This window comes from Pseudooceanicola sp. LIPI14-2-Ac024 (genome assembly GCF_042188925.1).
Taxonomy (GTDB): Bacteria; Pseudomonadota; Alphaproteobacteria; order Rhodobacterales; family Rhodobacteraceae; genus Pseudooceanicola.
The window spans coordinates 953967-978968 of record NZ_CP170102.1 but is presented as its reverse complement, the minus strand read 5'-3'; the positions used below and the strand labels follow the sequence as shown (position 1 = coordinate 978968).

The 25002-nt window shown below is 65.6% G+C and carries 21 protein-coding genes and 2 tRNA genes; 12 read left to right on the top strand and 11 right to left on the bottom strand.

The window, feature by feature from the left end; translation table 11 throughout:
* Positions 1-214 precede the first annotated feature (214 nt).
* Positions 215-3658 carry a pyruvate carboxylase gene (locus ACE2AC_RS04725; RefSeq protein ID WP_375690968.1) on the bottom strand — a complete coding sequence of 1148 codons (3444 nt, stop codon included), beginning with the start codon at positions 3656-3658 and terminating at the stop codon, positions 215-217.
* 254 nt (positions 3659-3912) lie between these two features.
* A complete protein-coding gene (locus ACE2AC_RS04720; protein ID WP_375690967.1) occupies positions 3913-5052 on the bottom strand; it encodes an alpha-hydroxy acid oxidase in 1140 nt (379 codons plus the stop codon).
* A 165-nt stretch (positions 5053-5217) separates the two neighbouring features.
* Here ACE2AC_RS04720 and ACE2AC_RS04715 point away from each other — a divergent pair, with 165 nt between their 5' ends.
* From ACE2AC_RS04715 to ACE2AC_RS04705, 3 genes are all read left to right on the top strand, one after another.
* Positions 5218-7638: an ATP-dependent helicase gene (locus ACE2AC_RS04715; RefSeq protein ID WP_375690966.1), complete on the top strand. Its 2421-nt coding sequence runs from the start codon at positions 5218-5220 to the stop codon at positions 7636-7638.
* Between the two features lie 216 nt (positions 7639-7854).
* Positions 7855-7931, top strand: a tRNA-Asp gene (locus ACE2AC_RS04710).
* Positions 7932-7966: 35 nt separating this feature from the next.
* Positions 7967-8043: transfer RNA gene (locus ACE2AC_RS04705), tRNA-Asp, on the top strand.
* A gap of 86 nt (positions 8044-8129) precedes the next feature.
* Here ACE2AC_RS04705 and ACE2AC_RS04700 read toward each other — a convergent pair.
* Together ACE2AC_RS04700 and ACE2AC_RS04695 are read right to left on the bottom strand one after the other, a co-directional pair.
* On the bottom strand, positions 8130-8549 hold the full coding sequence (locus ACE2AC_RS04700) for a hypothetical protein (protein WP_375690965.1): 420 nt from the start codon (positions 8547-8549) through the stop codon (positions 8130-8132).
* A gap of 39 nt (positions 8550-8588) precedes the next feature.
* On the bottom strand, positions 8589-9965 hold the full coding sequence (locus tag ACE2AC_RS04695) for a M20/M25/M40 family metallo-hydrolase (protein WP_375690964.1): 1377 nt from the start codon (positions 9963-9965) through the stop codon (positions 8589-8591).
* Between the two features lie 357 nt (positions 9966-10322).
* Here ACE2AC_RS04695 and hemA point away from each other — a divergent pair, with 357 nt between their 5' ends.
* The 3 genes from hemA to ispG all read left to right on the top strand — a co-directional run bounded on the left by hemA (position 10323) and on the right by ispG (position 14166).
* Complete coding sequence (hemA, locus tag ACE2AC_RS04690; protein ID WP_375690963.1) at positions 10323-11546, top strand: 5-aminolevulinate synthase; 1224 nt, start codon at positions 10323-10325, stop codon at positions 11544-11546.
* Positions 11547-11662: 116 nt separating this feature from the next.
* Complete coding sequence (locus tag ACE2AC_RS04685) at positions 11663-12925, top strand: helix-turn-helix domain-containing protein (protein WP_375690962.1); 1263 nt, start codon at positions 11663-11665, stop codon at positions 12923-12925.
* Between the two features lie 107 nt (positions 12926-13032).
* The gene (gene ispG, locus ACE2AC_RS04680; RefSeq protein ID WP_375690961.1) at positions 13033-14166 is read left to right on the top strand and encodes a flavodoxin-dependent (E)-4-hydroxy-3-methylbut-2-enyl-diphosphate synthase; all 1134 of its coding nucleotides are present in this window, start codon (positions 13033-13035) and stop codon (positions 14164-14166) included.
* A gap of 134 nt (positions 14167-14300) precedes the next feature.
* Here the strand turns inward: ispG and ACE2AC_RS04675 are convergent, their stop codons facing one another.
* Positions 14301-14675 (bottom strand): cupin domain-containing protein, encoded by a 375-nt coding sequence (locus ACE2AC_RS04675; RefSeq protein ID WP_375690960.1) that lies wholly within the window; start codon positions 14673-14675, stop codon positions 14301-14303.
* 64 nt (positions 14676-14739) lie between these two features.
* On the bottom strand, positions 14740-15504 hold the full coding sequence (locus tag ACE2AC_RS04670) for a DsbA family protein (RefSeq protein WP_375690959.1): 765 nt from the start codon (positions 15502-15504) through the stop codon (positions 14740-14742).
* A 209-nt stretch (positions 15505-15713) separates the two neighbouring features.
* Between ACE2AC_RS04670 and ACE2AC_RS04665 the strand changes: the two genes are divergently transcribed.
* Positions 15714-16862: a pyridoxal phosphate-dependent aminotransferase gene (locus tag ACE2AC_RS04665; protein ID WP_375690958.1), complete on the top strand. Its 1149-nt coding sequence runs from the start codon at positions 15714-15716 to the stop codon at positions 16860-16862.
* Here the strand turns inward: ACE2AC_RS04665 and ACE2AC_RS04660 are convergent.
* The 3 genes from ACE2AC_RS04660 to ACE2AC_RS04650 all read right to left on the bottom strand — a co-directional run bounded on the left by ACE2AC_RS04660 (position 16838) and on the right by ACE2AC_RS04650 (position 19126).
* Positions 16838-17080 carry a hypothetical protein gene (locus ACE2AC_RS04660; RefSeq protein WP_375690957.1) on the bottom strand — a complete coding sequence of 81 codons (243 nt, stop codon included), beginning with the start codon at positions 17078-17080 and terminating at the stop codon, positions 16838-16840. The genes ACE2AC_RS04665 and ACE2AC_RS04660 overlap by 25 nt on opposite strands.
* The gene (locus ACE2AC_RS04655) at positions 17077-18216 is read right to left on the bottom strand and encodes an aromatic ring-hydroxylating dioxygenase subunit alpha (RefSeq protein ID WP_375690956.1); all 1140 of its coding nucleotides are present in this window, start codon (positions 18214-18216) and stop codon (positions 17077-17079) included. The genes ACE2AC_RS04660 and ACE2AC_RS04655 overlap by 4 nt, the downstream gene beginning before the upstream one ends.
* Before the next feature lie 88 nt (positions 18217-18304).
* Positions 18305-19126: a helix-turn-helix domain-containing protein gene (locus ACE2AC_RS04650; protein WP_375690955.1), complete on the bottom strand. Its 822-nt coding sequence runs from the start codon at positions 19124-19126 to the stop codon at positions 18305-18307.
* A 234-nt stretch (positions 19127-19360) separates the two neighbouring features.
* Here ACE2AC_RS04650 and ACE2AC_RS04645 point away from each other — a divergent pair, with 234 nt between their 5' ends.
* Complete coding sequence (locus tag ACE2AC_RS04645) at positions 19361-19777, top strand: hypothetical protein (RefSeq protein WP_375690954.1); 417 nt, start codon at positions 19361-19363, stop codon at positions 19775-19777.
* A gap of 6 nt (positions 19778-19783) precedes the next feature.
* Here the strand turns inward: ACE2AC_RS04645 and ilvN are convergent, their stop codons facing one another.
* Both ilvN and ACE2AC_RS04635 read right to left on the bottom strand, forming a co-directional pair.
* Entirely contained in the window at positions 19784-20347 is a 564-nt protein-coding gene (ilvN, locus tag ACE2AC_RS04640) for an acetolactate synthase small subunit (RefSeq protein WP_375690953.1), read from the bottom strand.
* 129 nt (positions 20348-20476) lie between these two features.
* Positions 20477-22231 (bottom strand): acetolactate synthase 3 large subunit, encoded by a 1755-nt coding sequence (locus ACE2AC_RS04635; protein WP_375690952.1) that lies wholly within the window; start codon positions 22229-22231, stop codon positions 20477-20479.
* Between the two features lie 663 nt (positions 22232-22894).
* Here ACE2AC_RS04635 and ACE2AC_RS04630 point away from each other — a divergent pair.
* From ACE2AC_RS04630 to ACE2AC_RS04615, 4 genes are all read left to right on the top strand, one after another.
* Positions 22895-23146, top strand: coding sequence for a hypothetical protein (locus ACE2AC_RS04630; RefSeq protein WP_375690951.1), 252 nt, complete (start codon positions 22895-22897; stop codon positions 23144-23146).
* Positions 23143-23379 carry a hypothetical protein gene (locus tag ACE2AC_RS04625; protein WP_375690950.1) on the top strand — a complete coding sequence of 79 codons (237 nt, stop codon included), beginning with the start codon at positions 23143-23145 and terminating at the stop codon, positions 23377-23379. Before ACE2AC_RS04630 ends, ACE2AC_RS04625 begins: the two co-directional genes overlap by 4 nt.
* A gap of 69 nt (positions 23380-23448) precedes the next feature.
* Positions 23449-23673 (top strand): hypothetical protein, encoded by a 225-nt coding sequence (locus ACE2AC_RS04620; RefSeq protein WP_375690949.1) that lies wholly within the window; start codon positions 23449-23451, stop codon positions 23671-23673.
* A gap of 381 nt (positions 23674-24054) precedes the next feature.
* Positions 24055-24498 (top strand): hypothetical protein, encoded by a 444-nt coding sequence (locus tag ACE2AC_RS04615; RefSeq protein WP_375690948.1) that lies wholly within the window; start codon positions 24055-24057, stop codon positions 24496-24498.
* Positions 24499-25002 lie beyond the last annotated feature (504 nt).

Here is a 25002-nt window from a genome sequence, read left to right as displayed (position 1 = left end):
GATAAATTCTCGCGCTCTCGAATCGGGCGGATTGCCAGCGGGTTTCCGGGCCAGGATGCAACGGATGGGCCAAGCCTGCGCCCGGTCTGGATTTTTCCGGCCGCGCCGCGCGGGGCCGCCGGTTTCGGGCGGATTGCCGCCCGCGAACTCGGTGGCAACGAACCGCCTGTGGCGCGGCGTCGGGGCAGGCGCGGTGCGCCCACCCCGGGCGCGATCACTCGAACTCGATCAGCAGGTCCTTGGCGTCGATCTGGGCACCGGCGGTGACGTGGACGGCCTTGATCAGGCCGGCGCGGTCGGCGTGCAGGCCGGTCTCCATCTTCATCGCCTCGATGGTCAGCAGCAGGTCGCCTTCGGCAACCTCGGCCCCCGGCTGGACCGAGAGCGAGGCGACCACGCCCGGCATGGGGGCGGCGACATGGGCCGGGTTCGTCGGGTCGGCCTTGGGCCGCGCGGCCGAGGCGCCGGTGGCCTTGCGGTCCGGCACCCGGATCACGCGGGGCTGGCCGTTCAGCTCGAAGAACACCCGCACCTCGCCGTCGTCCTGCGTCGTGCCGACGGTCTGCAGCCGGATTTCCAGCGTCTTGCCGGGATCGATCTCGGCGGTGATCTCTTCCTCGGGGGTCATGCCGTAGAAGAAGGTGAGCGTCGGCAGGCAGCGCACCGGGCCATAGGTGGCGTGGCGGTGGCCGTAATCCTCGAACACCTTGGGGTACATCAGGTAGGAGTTGAGATCTTCATCGTCGATCTCAGCTCCGTCCAGCTTGGTGCTGATTTCCTTGCGTTTCTCTTCCAGGTCCACGGGCGGAAGGTGCTTGCCGGGACGGTCGGTCAGGGGCGCCTCACCCTTCAGGACCTTCTTGACGATGGCCTCGGGGAAGCCGCCCGGCGGCTGGCCGAGGTTGCCCTTCATCATGTCGATGACGCTGTCGGGGAAGCTGACCTCCTTGGCCGGGTTTTCGACATCGGCGCGGGTCAGTCCCTGGGAGACCATCATCAGGGCCATGTCGCCGACGACCTTGGACGATGGTGTCACCTTCACGATGTCGCCGAACATCTGGTTCACGTTGGCATAGGTCTCGGCCACCTCGTGCCAGCGGTCCTCGAGCCCCATGGAGCGCGCCTGCGCCTTGAGATTGGTGAACTGGCCGCCCGGCATCTCGTGCAGGTAGACCTCGGACGCCGGGGCCTGCATGCCGCTTTCGAAGGCCGCGTACTGTCCGCGCACCGCCTCGAAGTAGTTCGAGATCTCGCGCACCGCCGCGATGTCGATCGACGAGGCGCGGGAGCCGTGCTTGAGCGCCTCGAGCACCGAGCCGAAGGTCGGCTGGGAGGTGTTGCCCGAGAAGCTGTCCATCGCCACGTCGACGCAGTCCACGCCCTTGGCGGCGGCGGCGAGGTAGGTGGAGATCGCCGCTCCGCTGGTGTCGTGGGTGTGGAAGTGGATCGGCAGATCGACCGCGTCCTTGAGCGCGGGGAAGAGCTTTTCGGCCACCGAGGCGGTCATCACGCCGGCCATGTCCTTGATTCCCAGGATATGGGCGCCGGCGGCCTCCATCTCCTTCGCCATCTTCACGTAATAGGCGATGTCGTATTTGGCCCGCTTGGGATCCAGCGCGTCGCCGGTGTAGCAGATGGTGCCCTCAAGCACCTTGCCCGATGCCAGCACCGCGTCCATCGCCACGCGCATGTTCTCGACCCAGTTCAGGCTGTCGAAGACGCGGAAGACGTCGACGCCGGTCTCGGCCGCCTGGGCGACGAAGCTTTGCACCACGTTGTCGGGATAGTTGGTGTAGCCCACCCCGTTCGAGGCGCGCAGCAGCATCTGGGTCATGATGTTCGGCATGGCGCTGCGCATGTCGCGCAGGCGCTGCCAGGGGCATTCCTGCAGGAACCGGTAGGCCACGTCGAAGGTCGCGCCGCCCCAGCATTCCACGCTGAAGAGTTGCGGCAGGTTCGCGGCGTAGGCCGGTGCCACCTTGATCATGTCGAGGCTGCGCATCCGCGTCGCCAGCAGCGACTGGTGACCGTCCCGCATGGTGGTGTCGGTGAACAGAAGCTCCTGCTGGGACTTCATCCAGTCGGCGACGGCTTTCGGCCCTTTTTCGTCCAGCAGGTTGCGGGTGCCGTAATGCAGCCGTTCCTCGCGCGGTTCGGGGATGCGGGGCGGCTTGAGATCAGGATGCGGTTTCGGCCGGCCCTGCACCTCGGGGTGACCGTTCACCGTTATGTCGGCGATGTAGGTCAGCACCTTGGTGCCCCGGTCGCGGCGCTGCTCGAAGTCGAAGAGTTCGGGCGTCGTGTCGATGAACTTGGTGGTGTATTCGTTGTTCAGGAAGGTCGGGTGCTTCAGCAGGTTCTCGACGAAGGCGATGTTGGTGCTGACGCCCCGGATGCGGAATTCGCGCAGGGCGCGGTCCATCCGGGCGATCGCCTTTTCCGGGGTCTGGGCATGCGCCGTGACCTTGACCAGCAGCGAGTTGTAGTAGCGCGTGATGACGCCGCCCGCGTAGGCCGTGCCGCCGTCGAGGCGGATGCCCATGCCGGTGGCCGAGCGGTAGGCGGTCAGGCGGCCGTAATCGGGGATGAAGTTGTTCTGCGGATCCTCGGTGGTGATCCGGGACTGGAGGGCGTGACCGTTGAGACGAATGTCGTCCTGGGACGCCTTGCCGGTGGCCTGGGCCAGGGTCTTGCCCTCGGCGATCAGGATCTGGGCCTGCACGATGTCGATGCCGGTGACTTCCTCGGTCACCGTGTGTTCGACCTGCACGCGGGGGTTCACCTCGATGAAGTAGAAATGGCCCGAATCCATATCCATCAGGAATTCGACCGTGCCCGCGCATTCGTAATTCACGTGGGCGCAGATCTTCCGCCCGAGTTCGCAGAGCTCCTCGCGCTGGTCCTGGGTCAGGTAGGGGGCGGGGGCGCGTTCGACGACCTTCTGGTTGCGGCGCTGGACCGAACAGTCGCGTTCCCAGAGGTGGTAGATCTCACCGTGCTTGTCGCCGAGGATCTGCACCTCGACATGGCGGGCGCGGGTGATCATCTTTTCGAGGTAGCCCTCGCCGTTGCCGAAAGCGGCCTCGGCCTCGCGCCGGCCCTCGCGGACCTTCTCGGGCAGCTCCTTCGCGTTCTCGATCGGCCGCATGCCGCGCCCGCCGCCGCCCCAGCTGGCCTTGAGCATCAGCGGATAGCCGATCTCTCCGGCCTCCTTCAGGATGGCGTCCATGTCGTCGCCCAGCACCTCGGTCGCGGGGATCACCGGCACGCCCGCCGCGATGGCCACGCGCCGGGCCGAGGCCTTGTCGCCAAGCGCCCGCATGGTTTCGGCCCTGGGGCCGATGAAGGTGATGCCGGCGGCATCGCAGGCCTCGACCAGTTCGGGGTTCTCGGACAGCAGGCCGTAGCCCGGGTGGATCGCGTCGGCGCCAGACATCTTGGCGACGCGGATGATCTCGGGGATGCTGAGGTAGGCCGCGACCGGGCCCAGCCCCGCGCCGATGCGGTAGGCCTCGTCCGCCTTGAAGCGGTGCAGGCCCAGCTTGTCCTCCTCGGCGAAGACTGCGACCGTCTTCTTCCCCATCTCGTTGGCGGCGCGCATGATGCGGATCGCGATCTCGCCGCGGTTGGCGATGAGGATTTTCTTGAAGTCGGTCATGGGAAAGCTCCTTCCATTCGGCGCCGGACGCCGCGGTATTTCCGCACAGCAAACATCACGCTGCAATGCAGCGCAAGGGCGGTTGGCGCTATCAGTGATAGCGGTTTTGTCCGGGTGATCCGCGGGGCGGGGCGCGCATGTCCGGGAAGCGGACGTCCGGCGCGGGTGGGAAGGGGGGCTGTCTGCCCCCTCTTGAGCCTGCGGCTCAATTCACCCCCCGAGGATACGGGTACCAGAGGAAGGCCGGGCCGGGGTCAGGCGTGGGAGGCCCAGAGGCGGGTCCGGACCTCTTCCGGGCGGGTGAGGCCCATCTGGACCATGCCGGACGTCATGTCCTCGGTCAGGATGTGGCCCACGTGGGCGGCCCCCTCGGCGCCGAAGGCGGCAACCCCCCAGAGCCAGGCGCGGCCCAGCATCACGAGATCGGCGCCGAGCGCGATGGCGCGCAGCACGTCGAGCCCCGACTCGGTCGCGCCGTCGTAGACCAGCGGGAAGTCCGGGCCGACCGCGGCGCGGACGAGGGGCAGGGCGGTGGCCGCCCCCGGGCCGCCGTCGAACTGGCGCCCGCCGTGGTTCGAGACCCAGATCGCGTCGATGCCGGCCGCCTTGAGGGCCTGTGCCTCGGCCGGGACAAGCACGCCCTTGGCGACGATCGGGCCGTCCCAGAGGTCGCGCAGGCGCTTCAGCAGGTCCCAGTCGGGCGCGGCATGCGGGGCGAGGCCGACGTGGCGGGCGGGTTCGGCGCTGGAATGGTACTTGGCCAGCCCGCGGACCGAGGGCACGCCGGCGCGGGCCACGGCCATGGCCCAGTGCGGACGCATCACCGATTGCAGGAAGAGCCGCGGGGTGATGCCGGGCGGGGTGCGCAGCCCGCCGCGGCGCTGCCGCTCGCGGCGCGAGGGGCCGGGCACGTCGACGGTGAGGATCAGCGTGTGGAAGCCCGCGGCCTTCGCACGCTTCAGCAGGTCCTCGCAGTGTTCGGGCACCGCCGGGGGATAGAGCTGGAACCAGCCGTTGTCGCCGATATGCGGGGCGAGATCCTCGACCGAGGCGGCGGCGACGGTCGAGAGGCCGAAGGGCAGCCCGTCCCGGACCGCGTTCTGCGCCAGCGTCACCTCGGCGCCCGGCCAGAAGAGGCCGGTCATGCCGACGGGCGAGACGCCGAACGGCTTGGCGTAGTGCCGGCCCAGGAAGGTGGTGGAGAGATCCGGCACCGTGCGTCCGGCGAGGACCTGCGGCGCGAGGATCACCTGGTCGAGCGCCTCGCGCGAGCGGCGCAGGGCGAGGTCGCCGCCGGTGCCGCTGTCGAGGTACTCCCACGCGAAATGGGGAATGCGACGCTTGGCGCGGGCGCGCAGGTCGGGGATTGTCGGGTAATCGAGGTCGAGCATCATGGCCGCGCGACAGTGTCCGCGGGCGGCGGGATTGGCAAGATGGAGCGTGCGGGATTCACAAGTCTGCACAGCGGCTTGCCGGACGCCGGGCGGGCGGGAAAATCCATGTGAACAAGACGTGAACACGCTCTTTCGCTCGGGCCCGTTCGGCGCTAGGATGGCGGCATGAGCAGTCATGACGAATTCGACGCCTTCGAAGGCGCGGCCGCCGCATCGCTGTCGTCGCGGGCGATGGCGGCCCGGCCTACCCCGTACCTGGACGAGCTGAACCCGGCGCAGCGCGCCGCGGTCGAGGCGCTGGATGGTCCCGTGCTGATGCTGGCGGGCGCCGGCACCGGCAAGACCAAGGCGCTGACCACCCGGATCGTGCACCTGTTGATGACCGGGCGCGCGCGCCCGAACGAGATCCTCGCCGTGACCTTTACCAACAAGGCCGCGCGCGAGATGAAGGAACGGGTCGGCCGGATGCTGGGCCAGCCGGCCGAGGGCATGCCCTGGATGGGCACCTTCCATTCGATCTGTGTCAAACTGCTGCGCCGGCACGCGGAACTGGTGGGGCTGAAGTCGAACTTTACTATCCTCGACACGGACGACCAGATCCGGCTGCTGAAACAGCTGATCGCAGCCAACAACATCGACGACAAGCGATGGCCGACGCGGATGATCGCGGGGATCATCGACAGCTGGAAGAACCGCGCCTGGACGCCCGAGCAGGTGCCCGCCTCCGAGGCCGCGGCCTACAACAACCGCGGGACCGAGATCTACGACCAGTACCAGCGCCGCCTGAAAGAGCTGAACGCGACGGATTTCGGCGACCTGCTGCTGCACATGGTCACGATCTTCCAGGCGCACGAGGACGTGCTGGCGCAGTACCAGCGCTGGTTCCGCTACATCCTCGTGGACGAGTACCAGGACACCAATACCGCGCAGTACCTCTGGCTGCGGCTGCTGGCGGCGGCGCACAAGAACATCTGCTGTGTCGGTGACGACGACCAGTCGATCTATGGCTGGCGCGGCGCCGAGGTGGGCAACATCCTGCGGTTCGAAAAGGATTTCCCGGGCGCCAAGGTGGTGCGGCTGGAACAGAACTACCGTTCGACCCCGCATATCTTGGCGGCGGCGGCGGGGGTGATCCGGGGCAACCAGGGGCGGCTCGGCAAGGAGCTCTGGACCGAGGCGGAGGAGGGCGAAAAGGTGCGCCTGATCGGCCACTGGGACGGCGACGAGGAGGCCCGCTGGGTCGGCGAGGAGATCGAGGCGATGCAGCGCGGCACGCGCGGCGGCCCGGCGATGAGCCTCGACGAGATGGCGATCCTGGTGCGTGCCTCGCATCAGATGCGCGCCTTCGAGGACCGGTTCCTGACCATCGGTCTGCCCTACCGCGTGATCGGCGGCCCGCGATTCTACGAGCGGATGGAGATCCGCGATGCCATGGCCTATTTCCGCGTCGTGGTCAGCCCCGACGACGACCTTGCCTTCGAGCGGATCGTGAACACGCCGAAGCGTGGACTGGGCGACAAGGCGCAGCAGAAGATGCAGGTCTTTGCGCGGGCGAACGGGGTGTCGCTGCTGGATGGCGCGCGGCTGATGCTGCAGGACCGGGCGCTCACCGGGAAGGGGGCGGCGCAGCTGTCGGCTCTGGTCGACCAGATCGACCGCTGGCACGCGGTGGCGCGGTTCCACGGGCTGAACCAGCCGACGGTGGACGACGACGCGGTGGTGCTGGACGAACTGCCCGCGCCGCCGAAGAACCTGGTCACCCATGTCGAGCTGGCCGAGCAGATCCTGGACGAGTCGGGCTACACCGAGATGTGGCAGAACGACAAGACGCCCGAGGCGCCGGGGCGGCTCGAGAACCTCAAGGAACTGGTGTCGCACCTTGAGGCCTTCGACAACCTGCAGGGGTTCCTGGAACACGTCAGCCTCGTGATGGACAACGAATCCGAGACCGAGGGCGCCAAGGTGTCGATCATGACCCTGCACGCGGCCAAGGGGCTTGAATTCCCGGCGGTCTTCCTGCCGGGGTGGGAAGACGGGCTCTTCCCCTCGCAGCGCTCGATGGACGAGAGCGGGCTGAAGGGGCTCGAGGAAGAGCGGCGGCTGGCCTATGTCGGCATCACCCGCGCCGAGGAGCTGTGCACCATTTCCTTTGCCGGCAACCGACGGGTGTTCGGGCAGTGGCAGTCGGCGCTGCCGTCGCGGTTCATCGACGAGCTGCCCGAGGATCACGTCGACGTGCTGACGCCGCCGGGCCTCTACGGCGGGGGATTCGGCGCGGCGGGCATGCAGAGCCAGATCCACGACCGCGCCTCGCGCGCGGACGTCTACAATTCGCCCGGCTGGAAGCGGATGCAGGAGCGCCAGACGAACCGCCCGATGGCGCAGCCGCAGGAGGTGCGGACGCAGGTCATCGATGCCACAGCGATCAGTGCCTACACGGTCGGGGAACGGGTGTTCCACCAGAAGTTCGGCTATGGCGCGATCACCGGGATCGAGGGCGACAAGCTCGACATCGCGTTCGACAAGGCGGGCCAAAAGAAGGTGGTGGCGAAGTTCGTCATGGGCGCGGACGACGTGCCGTTCTGATCGTGAAACCGCGCCGCCCGTGGCGGTGCGAAGCCCTTGGCGGGTGTATTTTCCGAACGATGAAGCGGGGTTGGCCGGGCCCCGGCGGGCGGGTGTCCGCGCGGGCGCGGGCGACGTATGGGCAATGTGACATTTCCTTGCCGGAACCCGCTTGACGGGGGCGGGGGTTGCCCATAGAAGGCCCTTCACGTTCGGGCGCGCCCGGACGGGCAGCGAGCGGTTGTAGCTCAGTTGGTTAGAGTACCGGCCTGTCACGCCGGGGGTCGCGGGTTCGAGCCCCGTCAACCGCGCCACTGCCCCGTCCACCAGCGTATCCCGCACGTCATGCGCGGTTGTAGCTCAGTTGGTTAGAGTACCGGCCTGTCACGCCGGGGGTCGCGGGTTCGAGCCCCGTCAACCGCGCCACTTTCTTCCGAAAGCACCGATGTCCGCAGCGACCGCCCCGACGGGCGGCGCGCGGCATTCGGTACGTGTGCGGGGGGATGCCGCGGCTAGGGCCGCGAATGCAGGTCGGCGTAGGTGTAGCCGTCGGGCCAGATGCCGATCCAGAGATAGCGTTTGCGGTGGCCGAGCTGCATCGCCACGTGGTCGAGGTGGCGGATGTCGAGCCAGAGGCGGATGGTCCGGTCCTCTTCCTTGAAGTAGGGCGGGCGCAGGCGGTCCTCGGGGCGGAAGCGGATGATGCCGCGCGTCACCGTCGAGGCGGGCGAGGCGATGCCGTTGACCTCGATCTGCGCCACGGCACGGGGCACGCCGCCGAGGTCGATCCCGGTGTCCGTTCCGGTGGTGTGCACGGTGTCCTGCACGAAGAGGATTTCGCGCCGCACCGCCGCGGGGTCCGTGGAGGCCTGCGGCTCGGCCTCCATTGCGGCGATGCGGGCGTGAATTTCGGCGTCGATGTCCAGAACCATGCGGCCCTCCTGAAAGGGCCGCCGGTGGTCATGCCGGGATCATGCCTTGGTGATGGCGTCCAGCACGCGGGCCCAGGACCGGATTCCTTTATGAAAGGAGTTAAGATCGTATTTCTCGTTCGGAGAATGGATCTGGTCGTCGTCCTTGCCGAAGCCGATCAGCATGGCGTCCATGCCGAGGATCGACTTGAAGTAGCCCGCGATCGGGATCGAGCCGCCGCAGCCGACATAGGCGGCGGGGCGGGGCCATTCGTCGGACAGGGCGCGGCGGGCCGCCTCGAAGGCCGGGTCGCCGGTTTCCATCTGCCCGGCCGGGCTGGCGCCGTGGCCCTTGAACTCGACCTCGCAGTCGGGCGGCAGCATGGATTTCACGTAGGCGCGGAAGTTCTCGCGGATTTTCAACGGGTCCTGCTGGCCGACGAGGCGGAAGGAGATCTTGGCGCTGGCCTTGGAGGGCAGCACGGTCTTGAAGCCGTCGCCGTTGTAGCCGCCCCAGATGCCGTTCACCTCGCAGGTCGGTCGCGACCATATCATCTCGAGCGGGGTGTAGGCCTCTTCGCCGGCTGGGTCCGACAGGCCCACCGGGCCGAGGAACTGCGCCGGGTCGAAGCCGAGGTTCTTCCACTGGTCGAGGATCTCCGGCGAAAGCTCTGGCACGCCGTCATAAAACCCCGGAACGGTGACGCGGCCGGTGGCGTCGTGCAGCGAGGCGATGATCTTGGCCAGCACGCGGATCGGGTTCATCGCGATGCCGCCGAACATGCCGGAATGCAGGTCCTTGGCGGGGCCGGTGATGGTCAGTTCCTCGCCCAGCAGGCCGCGCAGCATGGTGATGATGGCAGGCGTTTCCTCGCCGAAGAGGCCGGTGTCGCAGATCAGGGCGAGGTCGGCTTTCAGCTCTTTCGCGTTCTCCTTCATGAAGGGGACGAGAGAGGGGGAGCCGGATTCCTCTTCGCCCTCGAAGAAGAAGGTGATCCTGCAGGGCAGGGAGCCGTTCACCGCCTTCCACGCGCGGCAGGCCTCGACAAAGGTCATCAGCTGGCCTTTGTCGTCGGACGAGCCGCGGCCGCGGATCACCTTGCCGGCGGCGGTGTCCTCGAGCGCGGGATCGAACGGATCGCGGTCCCAGAGGTTCAGCGGATCGACCGGCTGCACGTCGTAGTGGCCGTAGAACAGGATGTGCGGGCCGTCGCCCTCGACATGGCCCACGACCATCGGGTGGCCGGGTGTCGGGCGCTTTTCGGCCTCGATCCCCATCGACCGGAGATCGGCGACCAGCCAGTCGGCCGCATCCTGGCACTTGTCCTTGAAGGCCGGGTCGGTCGAGATCGAGGGGATCCGCAGAAGCTCGATCAGCCGGTCGGTGGCGGCCGAGAGGTCGGTATCGATGCGGGACAGGACTGCGTCCAGGGCCATTTGGCGAACTCCTTGAAATAGTTACGGCGAACCTACCAGCGACGGGGGGCGAGTCCAGCGGATGGGCCCGACGTCGGCCATACGGCGCCGATTTGAAAGGGTTTTGACGCGAAGACGTTCCATTATCCGGGCATATCTCCCGAATTGTTTTTAATGCATTGATAATACCGGGAGATTTACCTTTCGGCAAGCGGGCAACTCGTTGACCTGGATCAAGGTCGCGCCGTTCTGTCGCGCCTAAAGCTGTTGTGGAACCCGAAACGTGGCTATATTGCGGGCACGTCCCGGCCAGCGCATGTGCGCCATGCCAAGGGCCAGCCGCGCAACCGCGCCGCAAGCAACGGAGGGCGAGCCGAGATGGACTATTCGGCGCATCTGGACAGGAAGCTGAACGAATTGCACGAGGAAGGCCGCTACCGGACCTTCATCGATATCGTTCGCCACAACGGCACCTTCCCGCATGCCACCTGGCACCGTCCCGACGGAGAGATGCAGCCGGTGACCGTCTGGTGCGGCAACGACTATCTCGGCATGGGGCAGCACCCGGTGGTGCTGGCCGCGATGCATGACGCGCTGGATGCCGCGGGCGCAGGATCGGGCGGCACGCGCAACATTTCGGGCACGACGATCTATCACAAGGCGCTCGAAGCGGAGCTGGCCGACCTGCACGGGAAAGAGGCCGCGTTGGTCTTTACCTCGGCCTATGTCGCCAACGACGCGACGCTGTCGACGCTGCCCAAGCTCTTTCCGGGGCTCATCATCTATTCCGACGCGCTGAACCACGCCTCGATGATCGAGGGCGTGCGCCGCAACGGCGGGGCCAAGCGGATTTTCCGGCACAACGACCTCGACCACCTGCGCGAGCTGCTGGAGGCCGACGATCCCGCCGCGCCCAAGCTGATCGCGTTCGAGTCCGTCTATTCGATGGACGGCGATTTCGGCCCGATCGAGGCGATCTGCGACCTGGCGGACGAGTACAACGCGCTGACCTACATTGACGAGGTGCACGCGGTCGGCATGTACGGCCCGCGCGGCGGCGGCGTGACGGAACGCGACCGCCTCGCGCACCGGATCGACATCATCAACGGCACGCTGGCCAAGGCCTACGGCGTGCACGGCGGCTACATCGCGGCATCTGAAAAGATGTGCGACGCGATCCGGTCCTACGCGCCGGGCTTCATCTTCTCGACCTCGATCCCGCCGGCGGTGGCGGCAGGGGCGGCGGCCTCGGTCCGGCACCTCAAGACCGACCAGGCGCTGCGCGAGCAGCACCAGACCCAGGCCAGCATCCTCAAGCTGCGGCTGAAGGGGCTGGGCCTGCCGATCATCGACCACGGCAGCCACATCGTGCCGCTGATCGTCGGCGATCCGAAACACACCAAGATGATGAGCGACATGCTGCTGGATGGCTACGGCATCTACGTCCAGCCGATCAACTTCCCCACCGTGCCCCGGGGAACCGAGCGTCTGCGCTTTACCCCTTCGCCGGTCCACGGACCGCGCGAAATGGATAAGTTGATCCACGCATTGGATGAATTGTGGTCGCATTGTGCGCTTAATCGCGCCGAGCTCGCAGGATAACCTTCCTCTAGGCTTACTTTCGCCTTCCTGTGTGATAACCTTGCTCCAACAATGGAGTGACTCGAATCGTTGGGGTGATAACGGGTCGCTAACCACGAATGGGGCAGTCTTAAACGATGCGGCGTAGATTCCAGCCTGACATCGAAGCGGCAGAGGCACAGCCCAGAGGCTTCGATGATTTCGAGCTCAAGCTCGGGGACGTCATGCGTGGCGAACGCGCCACGATGGGCAAGTCCCTGCTCGACGTGCAGCGCGAGCTGCGCATCAAGGCCTCCTACATCGCCGCCATCGAGAATTGCGATCCGGATGCGTTCGACACGCCGGGCTTCATCGCCGGTTACGTCCGCTCCTACGCCCGCTACCTGAACATGAACCCGGACGAGGTCTTTGCGACCTTCTGCGCCGAGAGCGGTTTCTCGACGCCGCACGGCGTGTCGGCCCAGGCGTCGTCCAAGCGCAAGGACGAACCGGTCGTCGGCCGCAAGCTGGCGCCCGAGAAGGACCCGTTCATGCGCCCCGGCACGCCCTTCGTGCCGGAACGCGATGGTTTCCTCGCCCGCATCGAACCCTCGGCCATCGGGTCGGCCTTTGTCCTGCTCGCGCTGATCGCGGGGCTGGGCTATGGCGGCTGGACCGTGCTGAACCAAGTGCAGCGGGTGCAGGTCGCCCCGTCGGAGAACACCCCCGACGTTCTGACCGACCTCGATCCGCTCGAAGGCGCGACCCGGCCCCGGCCCGAGGATGTCGCCACCGTCGAAGGCTCGGGCGTGTTCTCGCCCCCGGCCGAGGCGCTGGATCGTCTCTACCGTCCGCAGGCGCTGGACGTGCCGGTCATGGTCGCGCGGGATGCGCCGATCTCGACCCTCGATCCGTCGCGCATCGGCAGCTTCACCGGCGACCTGACGCCGTTGACCGGCCGCCACGACACCACCAATGTCGACGAGGCGCTGCGCCGCGCGGTGGCCGAGGCCGATACCGCCGCCGAACCGTTGCCCGGCGCGACGCCGCAGGTGGTCGAGGAACCGGCGCCCGGCGTGTCGATCTTTGCCGTCCGCCCGGCCTGGGTCCGGGTGCGGTCCGCCGACGGGTCTGTCATCTTTGAAAAGATCCTCGACGCGGGCGAAAGCTACCAGCTGCCGCAGACCGAAGAGGCGCCGATGCTGCGTGCCGGGATGTCCGGATCGCTCTACTTCCGCGTCAACGGGGAACTCTACGGCCCGGCGGGGCAGGGCACCAACACGATCCGTGACGTGGCGCTGTCGGTGGGTGACCTGACCGGCAAGTACCAGGTCGCCGACCTGACCGCCGACCCGGTGGCCGCCAAGGTCGTGGCCGAGGCGGTGACCACCGCCGAACCGCGTCCCACCGTCCAGGACTGATCCCGACCGCGACGTGACCGCGCGGGTGCATTGCGCCTGTCATGCTGCGGGTTTATCTGTGGCCGTGACACCCGTCCGCCCCTTGCCGGAAACCGGAGCATAGCCCCATGTCGCACAATCCCGTCCGCCCCTGGCGCAACATCGAGCGGCGCAAGAGCCGCCAGATCATGGTCGGCAACGTGCCCGTCGGGGGCGACGCGCCGATCAGCGTCCAGACGATGACGAACACCGACACCTCGGACGTGGCGGCGACGGTGGCGCAGGTCCAGCAGGCGGCCGAGGCGGGGGCGGATATCGTCCGGGTCTCGACCCCCGACGAAAGCTCCACCCGCGCGCTGAAGGAGATCGTGCGCGAGAGCCCGGTGCCGATCGTCGCCGACATCCATTTCCACTACAGGCGCGCGATCGAGGCGGCCGAGGCGGGCGCGGCCTGCCTGCGGATCAATCCCGGCAACATCGGCTCGGCCGACCGCGTGCGCGAGGTGATCCGCGCCGCCAAGGATCACGGTTGTTCGATCCGGATCGGGGTGAACGCCGGCTCGCTCGAAAAGCACCTGCTGGAGAAATACGGCGAGCCGTGCCCCGACGCGATGGTGGAAAGCGGGCTCGACCACATCCGCATCCTCGAGGACAACGATTTCCGCGAGTACAAGATCAGCGTGAAGGCCTCGGACGTGTTCCTGGCCGCCGCCGCCTACCAGGCGCTGGCCGAGGCGACCGATGCGCCGATCCACCTCGGCATCACCGAGGCCGGCGGGCTGACGAGCGGCACGATCAAGAGCGCGATCGGGCTGGGCAACCTCCTCTGGATGGGGATCGGCGACACGCTGCGCGTCAGCCTCTCGGCCGATCCGGTCGAGGAGGTGAAGGCGGGGTTCGAGATCCTCAAGGCACTCGGGCTGCGGCACCGGGGGGTGAACATCATCTCCTGCCCGTCCTGTGCGCGGCAGGGCTTTGACGTGATCAAGACGGTCGAGGCGCTGGAGCATCGGCTGGAACACGTGAAGACGCCGATGTCGCTGTCGATCATCGGCTGCGTGGTCAACGGGCCGGGCGAGGCGCTGATGACCGACGTGGGCTTCACCGGCGGCGGCGCGGGCAACGGCATGGTCTACCTCGCCGGCAAGCAGTCGCACCGGATGTCGAACGAGCAGATGATCGACCACATCGTCGAGCAGGTCGAGAAGAAGGCCCAAGAGATCGAGGCGCTCATGACGGCCGAGGCGCAGGCGGCGGAGTAGGGCGGAGCGGCCTGCGACGCAGGCCGCACACGATGCCTTGCGATCTGGCCGGAGGCCAGATCGCGGTGCCTCCGGCGGGGATACTTTGACCAGAGGAAGGTGGGGCCGGGCACGTCGGTGCGGTCCCGCGGCATTCAGCCAAGTTCCGGGTCGTCCAGGTCGGTCTGGATCCAACGGTCGCTCTGGTGGATGTCGACGGTGACCAGCTTGCCGGGGCCGAGGTTGTGGAACTTGTGCGGGACATTGGCGGGGCCGAGGACGACATCGCCGGTCTCGGCCTCGAGTTTCCGGTCGCCGACGGTGAAGAGCGCGCGGCCCTGCCGGATCACGAAGACCTCGTCATAGGGATGCACGTGCCATTTCGGGCCGATGCCGACCTCGTCGGTTTCGTAGAAGAGGACGGTGACGTTGGTGCCGAGCGCCGCGCCCTCGGCCGCGCCGCGCCACTCGTCGGGCCAGAGCTCGGGCCTGCGGCTCCAGTCCTGCCAGCTGAGCTTGTCCTTGGTCATCGCGCGGCCCTCCCGCCGCGACGCTAGGTCGGCGGCGGGCGGCGGTCAATCGCCGTGCAGCGGCTCACTCGGTGCGCACGTCCTCGACGATCTGGCGCATGCCGTCGATCGGGACGTATCCGCGCACCATCTGGTCGCCGATCACGAAGGTCGGCGTGCCGTTGATCTGCAGACGCTCGGCCAGGGCGCGGGTGTCCTTCAGCTCCTGCGTGACGGCGTCGCTGTCCATCGCGGCCAGGATCGGCGCGGGGTCGAGCGCCAGGCTTTCGGCCAGGCGGGTCAGTTCGACCTCGTTCGGCTGGCCGGTGAAGCCCATCAGCGCGTCGTGCACCGCATGGTAGGCCTCGTCCCCGGCGACCTGCTTGGCGGCGACGGCAAAGCGCGATGACAGGACCGAGGCCTCGCCCAGGATCGGGAATTCCTTGACCACGAAGCGGATGTTGCCGTCGCTAGCGATCAGTTCGTTCACCTCGTCGAAGGCCTTGCGGCAATAGCCGCAGCGGTAGTCCATGAATTCGACCACGGTGATGTCGCCGTCCGGGTTGCCGCCGACCCAGGAATAGCCGTCGTCAAAGATCGCATCGGCATTGACCTGCACGAGGTCGACGTCCTGCGCCGCCTTGGCATCGGCCTGGCGCTGCTCCATCGCGTTGACCGCCTCGAGGATCACCTCGGGGTGCTCCATCAGGTAGTTGCGCACCTCGTCGCGGAAGGCCTCGCGCTGCGCGTCGCTCATCTGGGCGGGGTCGAAGCCCGACTGGGCCAGCGCGGGGCCGGCAAGCCCGAGGGCGAGGGCGAGGGCAATGGCAATGGGGGCGGTTCGGGGCATGGAGTACTCCTGGACTGGTGCGCCTCTCAGATCACGTTCGGGCCGGGTTGCCAAGCGCCGCGACGGGGCCGGACCGGGCGTCTGCTGGCGAAAGACCCGGCAGGGTCACAATGATCTTGGCACGATGTTCATTATCTCTTGGTCAGCTGTTGACCTCTCGGGCGGGAGCCTGTGTCCTGCCCCCATCAGCCACAGTGTCGGAGAATGTCATGCGGGTTTCAAGGCGCGGAGAAGTCGATCCATTCATTGTGATGGACGTCATCAAGGCCGCCCAGGACGCCGAGGCTGACGGACGCGACATCATCCACATGGAGGTCGGCCAGCCCGGCACCGCCGCCCCGTCCGGTGCATTGGACGCGCTGCGGCGCGGGATGGAGGAGGGCGCGCTCGGCTATTCGGTGACGCTCGGCCTGACCGAGTTGCGCGAGCGGATCGCGCGGCTCTACGGCGAGTGGTACGACGTCGACCTGAACCCGGACCGGGTGGTGGTGACGCCGGGATCGTCGGGGGCCTTCTCGCTCGCCTTCGCGTCGCTCTTCGATGCCGGGGACCGGGTGGGGATCGGGATGCCGGGCTATCCGTCCTACCGACAGATCCTGAAGGTGATGAACCTCGACCCGGTGCTGATCGAGACCTCGGCCAATGCGCGCTACCAGCCGGTGCCCGAGGATGTCGCGGCGCATGACCTCGACGGGTTGCTGGTGGCTTCGCCCTCGAACCCGGCCGGCACAATGCTGGGGCGCGAGGCGCTCGGCGCCCTGATGCAGGCCTGCCGGGAGCGGGGGGCCGCCTTCATCTCGGACGAGATCTACCACGGGCTGGAATACGATGCGCCCTCGGTCACAGCGCTGGAACTGGGCGACGATGCCTATGTCATCAACTCGTTTTCCAAGTACTTCTCGATGACCGGGTGGCGGGTCGGCTGGATGGTGGTGCCAGAGGACCACGTGCGCCGGGTCGAGCGGATCGCGCAGCACCTCTTCATCTGCGCGCCGCACGCCAGCCAGGTGGCGGCGCTGGCCGCGCTCGACTGCGAGGCGGAGCTGGACCGCAACCTGGCGACCTATGCCCGCAACCGCGACCTGATGATCGAGGGGCTGCCGCGCGCGGGCTTTGACAAGATCGCGCCGCCGGATGGCGGGTTCTACGTCTATGCCGACGTGTCGGACCTGACCGACAACAGCCTCGCCTTCGCGCGGGAACTGCTGGAGGGCGCGGGGGTGGCGGTGACGCCGGGCCTCGACTTCGATCCGCGGCGGGGCGGCGGGACGTTGCGGTTTTCCTATGCCGCCAGCACCGCCGACATCGAGGAAGGGCTGCGGCGGCTGAGCGATTACATGGCCGAGCGCGCGGGCTGAGGGCTTTCGCGGCCCATGGCGACCAGCCGGGCCCGCAGGTCCGGTGCCCGCGCATCGCCGCAGTCGAGCGCGAGGATGTAGGCCTGGGTCAGGAAGAAGCCGGTCGCCTCGGGCGCGGCGCCATCCGCGGCCTCGGCGTAGAGCGCGATGAGCCGGGGCAGGTCGCCCCGGTCATGCGCCGCCAGCAGCGCGGCGTTCAGGTCGCGCGGGGCGGTCACTGCACCCCGGCCAGGCGCCCGGCCACCCAGTCGTGGAAGCAATGCGTCGGCCCGTCCATCGCCGGAGAGAAGCGTCCGCCGTCAAAGCCCGGTGCGCTGCGGCCGGCCTGCATCCCCTCGACGACGAAGATGTCCTCTTGGAACACCGTCTTCCACTGGGCGGCATTGGCGGCGCGCAGGTCCGGGGCGGTGTCGTCGGTGGCATAGTAGAGGTGGATGTGTTCCACCGTCCTGCCCTGCGACACCGGCTGCAGGATGATGGTGAAGGCATGGTCCCGGTGCACCCCGAGCAGCACGTTGGGATAGAGGGCGACGTATTCGGCGGCGGTGTCCCAATAGGCGGGCAGGGCGGGGAAGTCGGGGAATGTCGCGCCATCCGCTCCGCGGATCTGGCGATAAAGGGTCGAGCCCTGGCCGGAATAGAGCCCCGGCGCTTCGATATTGTAATGATCCTCGAGCCGGGAATAGGCGTTCAGGCCGGGATGCACCCAGGGCAGGTGGTAGCTTTCGCAGTAATTCTCGACCGCGAGCTTCCAGTTGCAGTTGACGTCGAGGGTGAACCGGCTTTCGGCGCCGCCGTGGTGCAGGGCGCGGTCGAAATCGGTCCAGCGGGCGATCAGGTTGGCGTGCACCTCCTCGAAGGGCGGGGCGTCGCCCGAAAGGTTGACCCAGACGACGTCGCGCCAGACATGGCTGCGGACCTCGATCAGGCCGAGGGTCGCCTTGTCGATCGCCTCGTGCGTGTTCATGCCGGGGCCGCCGACATGGGGCGTGGCGACCAACCGGCCATCGGTGCCGTAGCACCAGGAATGGTAGGGGCAGCGGATCGCGCCCTCGATCCGGCGGGGTTCCGCGACCAGGATCATGCCGCGGTGGCGGCAGATGTTCTGGAACACCCGCACCGCGCCGTCCCGGCCGCGGATCAGCAGGAGCGGCACGCCCATGTAATCGACAGGGCGGGCATCGCCCGGCTCGGGCACGTCGGCCGCCACGGCCAGCCCTGCCCAGGTGTCAAAGAAGAGGCGGTCGCGCTCGCGCGCATGTGTCGCGGGATCGGTGTAATGCGGGTTCGGCAGGCCGCGCGCCTCGGCCACCGGGCGGCGGATCGCGGCGAAATCGGTGATCGTGTCGGGCATGGCATCCTCCGTGACGATGGCCCATTGGGCCACGCGTCGGAGGGGGCGGCGCGTTCGGGGGCGACACGAGGTGTCGCCCCGCGACAAGTCAGTTGAAGGGTTCGCCGAGGCGGAGCAGCCGCTGGTGGAACGCCGGAAGCTGGTCGGGCCGGACCAGCCCGGTGTGGCGCGCGACCTTGAGGATCGACCCGAAATCGTCGTTCAGGTGTTCATAGACCATGCGCGTCGCGCGGTTGCCGTCGATGGTTTCGGCCACCGTGCGGGTGACGTAGCCGACCCAGAAATTGTTCTCGAACGCCGGCACCCGGCTGAGGAAGTTGAAGGTGCAGGTGATCGCCCGGCGGCGCGAGATCAGGGCGGCAACGCCTTCTTCCTGCTTGAGGAAGATGCCGCGGAACTCGCGGGCCGAGGCCTTGGCGTCGAGGCCCTGCTGGCGCATGGCATCCTTGGCCTCGTAGCCGCGGACGAACGTGTAGCCGTCGGCGCGGAAGATGTAGACGAGGCCGGTCAGCGCCAGGTTGCTGTCGACGAAGCTGCGGCGCGAGAAGCGGTAGATGCCGCCGGGCAGCATGTCCTCGGGGACAAAGGTGGAATCGCTGCCGACGAAGGGCGCGATCGCCGGGTGGTTCAGCAGGTCCGAGGCGATCGGCGTCAGTTCCTCGACCGGTTCGAGCAGGATGCGCGCATCGGTGTCGAAGAAGGTGCAGATCCGTTGCAGGACGTCCGGCCGCGGAAAGCTCTCGCCCGAGAGATAGCGGTTGTACTGGGTCCGGTTGATCCCGAGTTCACGACACAGGCCCGCAATCGAGGGGTATCGGCCGCTGAGCTGACGCAGGTTGGCACCAAAGATTCCGCGGACCTCGACGGGATCCGTCATGTCGCGGGCGGGATTTATCACGACTCGGTTCATGGCACGTGTCCTTGCAGCCGATATCTCCTCCTGCCGCGGGCCGGGGTGCGCTTTCGCGTCGCCCCTTCGGCGGCGTGACGTTAATGCGCGTCACTAATGATGTTATATAGCGCCAATTTCGAAACTTGGCGACACAAATTTCGAAACGCCGTCGCATAAAGAGGAATGTGCAACTTTTCGAACAAGCGCGAAGCTTATCTCGAATGTATAGGAACCTAGGTGTCGAGGACGGCGATGTTCGGAGTTGTTCTGTGGAGCGACGATGCGGAATCGAAGGCGGTCATCTGGTGTGAGGACCACGGTGATCTCGCCTACTACGACGCATACACACATCCGGGCGCGGCCCCTGCGCTGACGGCCGGGGACCTCGTGCGGTTCGAGGTCGAGGAGGGCGGCCAAAGGCGCCTGGTGCGCAACCCGGCCCTGGTTGCCGGGCGGCACTACCCCTCGCTGGTCGGGCGGCTGAAGTCGGTCGAACTGGACGAGGCGGAGCCTGCCGGGGACAATGTCGCGCGGATGCCGGCCCCGCCGGTCGCGGCACCGGCAGCGGGCGATCCCGCCGAAACCGCGGTGATCATCCCCTTCGCGGCTCTGCGCCGCGCCGCGGCCGCCGCGCCGGAGCGCGACGAGCCGGTCTGGACAGTCGTCTAGGCCGGATCAGGCGCTGCCGCGCGCCAGCGCGGCGACGCCTGTGCGCGCCATTTCCACCAGCCCCAGCGGACGCATGAGATCGGCGAAGGCGTCGATCTTTTCCGGCGTACCGGTGATTTCGAAGACAAAGCTCGACAGGGTCGAATCCACCACGTTGGCGCGGAAGATGTCGGCCAGGCGCAGGGATTCCACGCGCTTGTCGCCATCCGCCGCCACCTTCAGCAGCGCGAGTTCCCGTTCGACCGAGGGGCCTTCGACGGTGAGGTCGTGCACCTCGTGCACCGGGATGATGCGGCCCAACTGCGCCTTGATCTGTTCGATCACCTGCGGCGTGCCGCGGGTGACGATGGTGATGCGCGACAGCTTTCCGGTGTGATCCACCTCGGCCACGGTCAGGCTTTCGATGTTGTAGCCGCGGCCGGCGAACAGGCCGATGACGCGGGCTAGAACCCCCGGTTCGTTGTCGACGATGACGGCGAGGGTGTGGGTCTCCTGCTTGTCGCTGAACTGCGGGCGGAGGTTGTAGGCCGAGTGCTTGGTCGAGCCCTTCTTGATGTGGAGTGCGTTCATCGTCTCTGTCCTATGGCGGGGGAGCGTGGTGCGGGCGGTGCGTGACAAGCACGCACCCTACGGGTGGGTCGTCGGAGGCGGCGGGGTAGGGTGCGTGCTTGGCACGCACCGTCCCCGCGGCCCGGACGATCACACCAGCACCGCGCCCCCTTCCTTGATCGCGTCCTTGGTGTTGGCGTCGCCCAGCAGCATCTTGTTGTGCGGCTCGCCCGACGGGATCATCGGGAAGCAGTTCTCGTGCTTCTCGACGAGGCAGTCGAAGATCACCGGGCCGTCGTAATTGATCATCTCCATGATCGCGTCGTCGAGGTCGGCCGGGTCCTTGCAGAGGATGCCCTTGGCGCCGAAGGCCTCGGCCAGCTTGACGAAATCGGGCAGCGCCTCGGACCAGGAATGCGAATAGCGTTCGCCGTGCAGCAGCTCCTGCCACTGGCGGACCATGCCGAGGCGTTCGTTGTTCAGGATGAACTGCTTGACCGGCAGGCGGAACTGCACCGCGGTGCCCATCTCTTGCATGTTCATCAGCCAGGATGCCTCGCCCGCGACGTTGATGACGAGCGCGTCGGGATGCGCCATCTGCACGCCGATCGAGGCGGGGAAGCCATAGCCCATGGTGCCGAGCCCGCCGCTTGTCATCCAGCGGTTCGGGTCCTCGAAGTGCAGGAACTGCGCGGCCCACATTTGGTGCTGGCCGACCTCGGTCGTGATGTAGCGGTCGTGGCCCTTGGTCAGCGCCTCGAGCCGCTCCAGCGCGTACTGCGGCTTGATCGTGCCTTCCGACGGCTTGTATTGCAGGCAGTTGACCGCCTTCCATTCCTCGATCTTGGACCACCACTTGGCGAGCCCCTCGCGGTTCATCTTGCGGCCGCGCGCCTTCCAGACCTTGAGGATGTCCTCGAGCACGTGGGCCACGTCGCCGACGATCGGGATGTCGACGCGGACGACCTTGTTGATCGACGAGGGGTCGATGTCGATATGCGCCTTGGTCGAATGCGGGCTGAAGGCGTCGATGCGGCCGGTGATCCGGTCGTCGAACCGCGCGCCGATGTTGATCAGCAGGTCGCAGTCGTGCATCGCCATGTTGGCCTCGTAGAGGCCGTGCATCCCGAGCATGCCCAGCCACCCCTTGCCCGAGGCCGGGTAGGCGCCGAGGCCCATCAGGGTCGAGGTGATCGGCGCGCCGGTGGCATCCACCAGTTCGCGCAGCAGCTGGCTGGCCGCGGGGCCCGAGTTGATCACGCCGCCGCCGGTGTAGAACACCGGCCGCTTCGCGGTCTCGAGCGCGGCGACCAGTTCGGTGATCTCCTCCATGTCGCCCTTGACCTGCGGGTTGTAGCGGTAGGACGAGCCCTTGGGCGGCGCCTTGTAGGTGCCGGAGGCGAACTGGACGTCCTTGGGAATGTCGATCAGCACCGGGCCGGGACGGCCGGTGGTGGCGACGTGGAACGCCTTGTGCATGACCTCGGGCAGCGTGTCGGTGTCGCTGACCAGCCAGTTGTGCTTGGTGCAGGGGCGGGTGATGCCGACGGTGTCGGCCTCCTGGAACCCGTCGGTGCCGATCATGAAGGTCGGCACCTGGCCCGAAAGCACGATGATCGGGATCGAATCCATCAGCGCGTCGGTCAGCCCGGTGACCGCGTTGGTCGCCCCGGGCCCCGAGGTCACCAGCGCGACGCCGGGCTTGCCGGTCGACCTAGCATAGCCCTCGGCCGCGTGAACTGCACCCTGTTCGTGGCGCACCAAGATGTGGCGAATGTCGTTCTGCTGGAAGATCTCGTCATAGATCGGCAGGACGGCGCCGCCCGGATAGCCGAATACCGTGTCCACGCCCTGATCCCTGAGGGCCTGAACCACCATCTTGGCGCCTGTCATCTGGCGTGTCATCTGATCTACTCCGTCCTGCGCATTGCCAGCGATTTGATACGAAAAAACCCCCGGAGGTCGGTCCGGGGGCGCATGGGGTTCCTCACGGGATTACCGGTCTTACCGGCCCATGCGCCAATCTCCTACGATGATGACTAGGGTGGCCATTCCGCCAAGCTCCCGAGGGTTTCACGTTCCGGGCGGACATTATGCCCGGGATCCGGGGGCGTCAACCGGCGATGCGGAAAAAATCCTGTCCCGGGAATGCCGATTTCTTTCCGAAAGTTGCGTGGCCGCGGCATGTCGGCGACATTTTGCGAAATCGAGTGGGCAATCTGTCGGGAAAACCGGCGCAGGGTGACGTTGGGGTCGGGAATTTTCGCAGATCTAGAAATTTACCGTTTGTAAAAAGTACGAGTGTCCTAAGTGTTTGAAATAATTACACCTTGCTATGGGTTGTTGTATGGAGTGAACACACAATCACCGGTGGAGCTTCTCTTCGATGGCTCAAAAAATCTTTCGTAGACCTCTCAGTGACTTAGTGCCCAAAGAGTTTATTAACCGTTTACTTTCAGTGACTTAAGCTGAATTCGACCCTTGAGCGCTAACGCCATCTTTGGCACTCTCGTGCATGTGCAGGCCAGAAGACCTGCCGCCAACCCAAGCAATCAAGAGGAGGTCAGAATGACCAGTACCGACATTTGTCGGCGCCTAGGACTTGTGTCTTCAGAAGAGTATCAGAGCTTCTTCGGCTACAAGACATCGACGCTGGAAAAGGACAAGGCTGCGGCAGGCAAACCGCGCCGTATCGTCGTAGGGGTCAACCAATTCTACCGAGTTGAGGAGGTTCTGGCGTTCGCGCAGACGTTCCTCGACCAGCCGACGGTTGAAGAAGTCTCGCTGCGAGAGGTCAGAGCGCAAGGGGAGCTGGCATGACCTACACTCCACCGGAACTAGACCAAAGTCTGCAGACCATGCTCGATGGCAGACGAATTCTCGATACTGTCGAGTGCTTGGCAGAGCAGTTAACGTCTCTGCTGCATGCGTATCATGCAGACCCGGGGTCGTTCGATGTTGATGCGTTGCTTAGGCAACTGAGCGACATCGGTTGTAACCTCGAGTTATGGCTCGAGGTCTTATACGAGCCGCTGACGACCGAGGTCGCCTGACCACTTCTGACCCACCGGCGAAGGTGGGTCAGTTTCTCATTCCATGATCGAACACGAGGAGGGCGTAGCATGAGCTATGTCAACGATGCTTCGCATTTTGCTGGTGAGCTAGGCAAACTTATGGACCGGCTGCAAAAGATCAACGCCGAGTTATTCAAAAGGCACATGTGCGGCGAGCTAGACGAGCACGCACAGGTCGATGCGCTGATTGAAATTCAGCATGCGCTTTACGACTTAGAAGAAGATCTTGGACTGCCGCTCGGCATTGGTCGAGGTCATGAGCCGGACCTCTAAAACAAACTGCCCGCGATGTTTAAGTCCATCGCGGGCAGATGTTGACCGTAACAGTCAATTCACAACTCTCAATCGGAGGCAGGGCTATGCCTAGACCCTACTTTTCCAGAATATCACCGGCAAGAAACCATGTAAATCACGAATTTCCGGTGATAAAATAGAATTAGCGGTAAGGGCTGTCCGGGCCCTTACCGCTGGTAGCTGTAACTCGTCGAATGAAGACTGTCCCTTGCCAGAACTATTCCATATTACCCCACCGGTAGAATGAAGTAAACAGCAAAGGGGCATTTCTTCGTCGACAAAAGTCAATGAAGGAAGTGCGAGATGGCTTTCCCTAAATGGATAAGTGAAATGCGGCTTCGCTCTGAGCGACCGTACTGCATGGTCTACAGCGATGGTGAGAAGCCATACGGCACGCTAGTCTTTGCGCGCGACAAAGGCACCTCGGTCAGTCGGCTAAGCGGCGCTGTAGATGGTCTGCGTCAGGTGCTAAGTCGAGCGTTGGATTTGGGCGCTAGGCCCTATCTCGTTGTCGTGTCGTGCGGCATCATCAGCTGCTATTGGCGAGGCGACGCTGACGCAAACAAAGTCCTTCACCGATGGGATGGCAGGTGTCCGCTACAGGTGGTCACGGACTACTTCCTGGCTCTCTTTCCCAAAGTGTTGAAGGTCGAGCACCACATCTCCACCGATGATGAAGAGCGAGCGGTTTTGTTTCTCGAGGAGCTGGCCGACATGGGCTTTGAGCTGAGCTACGTCGAGGGCAAAGAGATGTTTGATTTCTGCTGGCAGTCGGCAAAAGAGCCAATTAACTCAGCGAGCTAATTGCTGTTCTCTTGCAGGTGACAATGTATTACCATTGAAAAAGCAGAATGGGCGCCTTGTAGCCAAACATTACGCCCATTCCGCTTTAATCCTCTGGGTATAGAATACCACAATCATCCCAGAGATAAAACAGCAAATTACATGGCGAAGCAACTTCGTCGTGACGCTAAAGGAGTGTGTAATGTCTGAGATAGGTGTGGGTGAGCTTAAAGTGGGATTGAACGTTCAAAAACCTGGAGTGTAGTAGAGACATGCCCAAAGGAATAAGCGAGTTCGAAGCCGGTCAAATCGAAAGCTCGTTGTCTGAGATTAGCGCCGAGCTTAATGAGAGCGCGGCTAGGCGCGGCGAGACAATTCAAACTTACGACTACGCTAGAGTTAGGTCTGAAGCGATAAGTCTTCTTCATTTCGCCTTGGATGTCGAGAAAAGATCTTCGATACCAATTCGCGATACTCTGCAAGCTCTTCAGATCAGTATGCATTTGCATGTTGGATATGACCTAG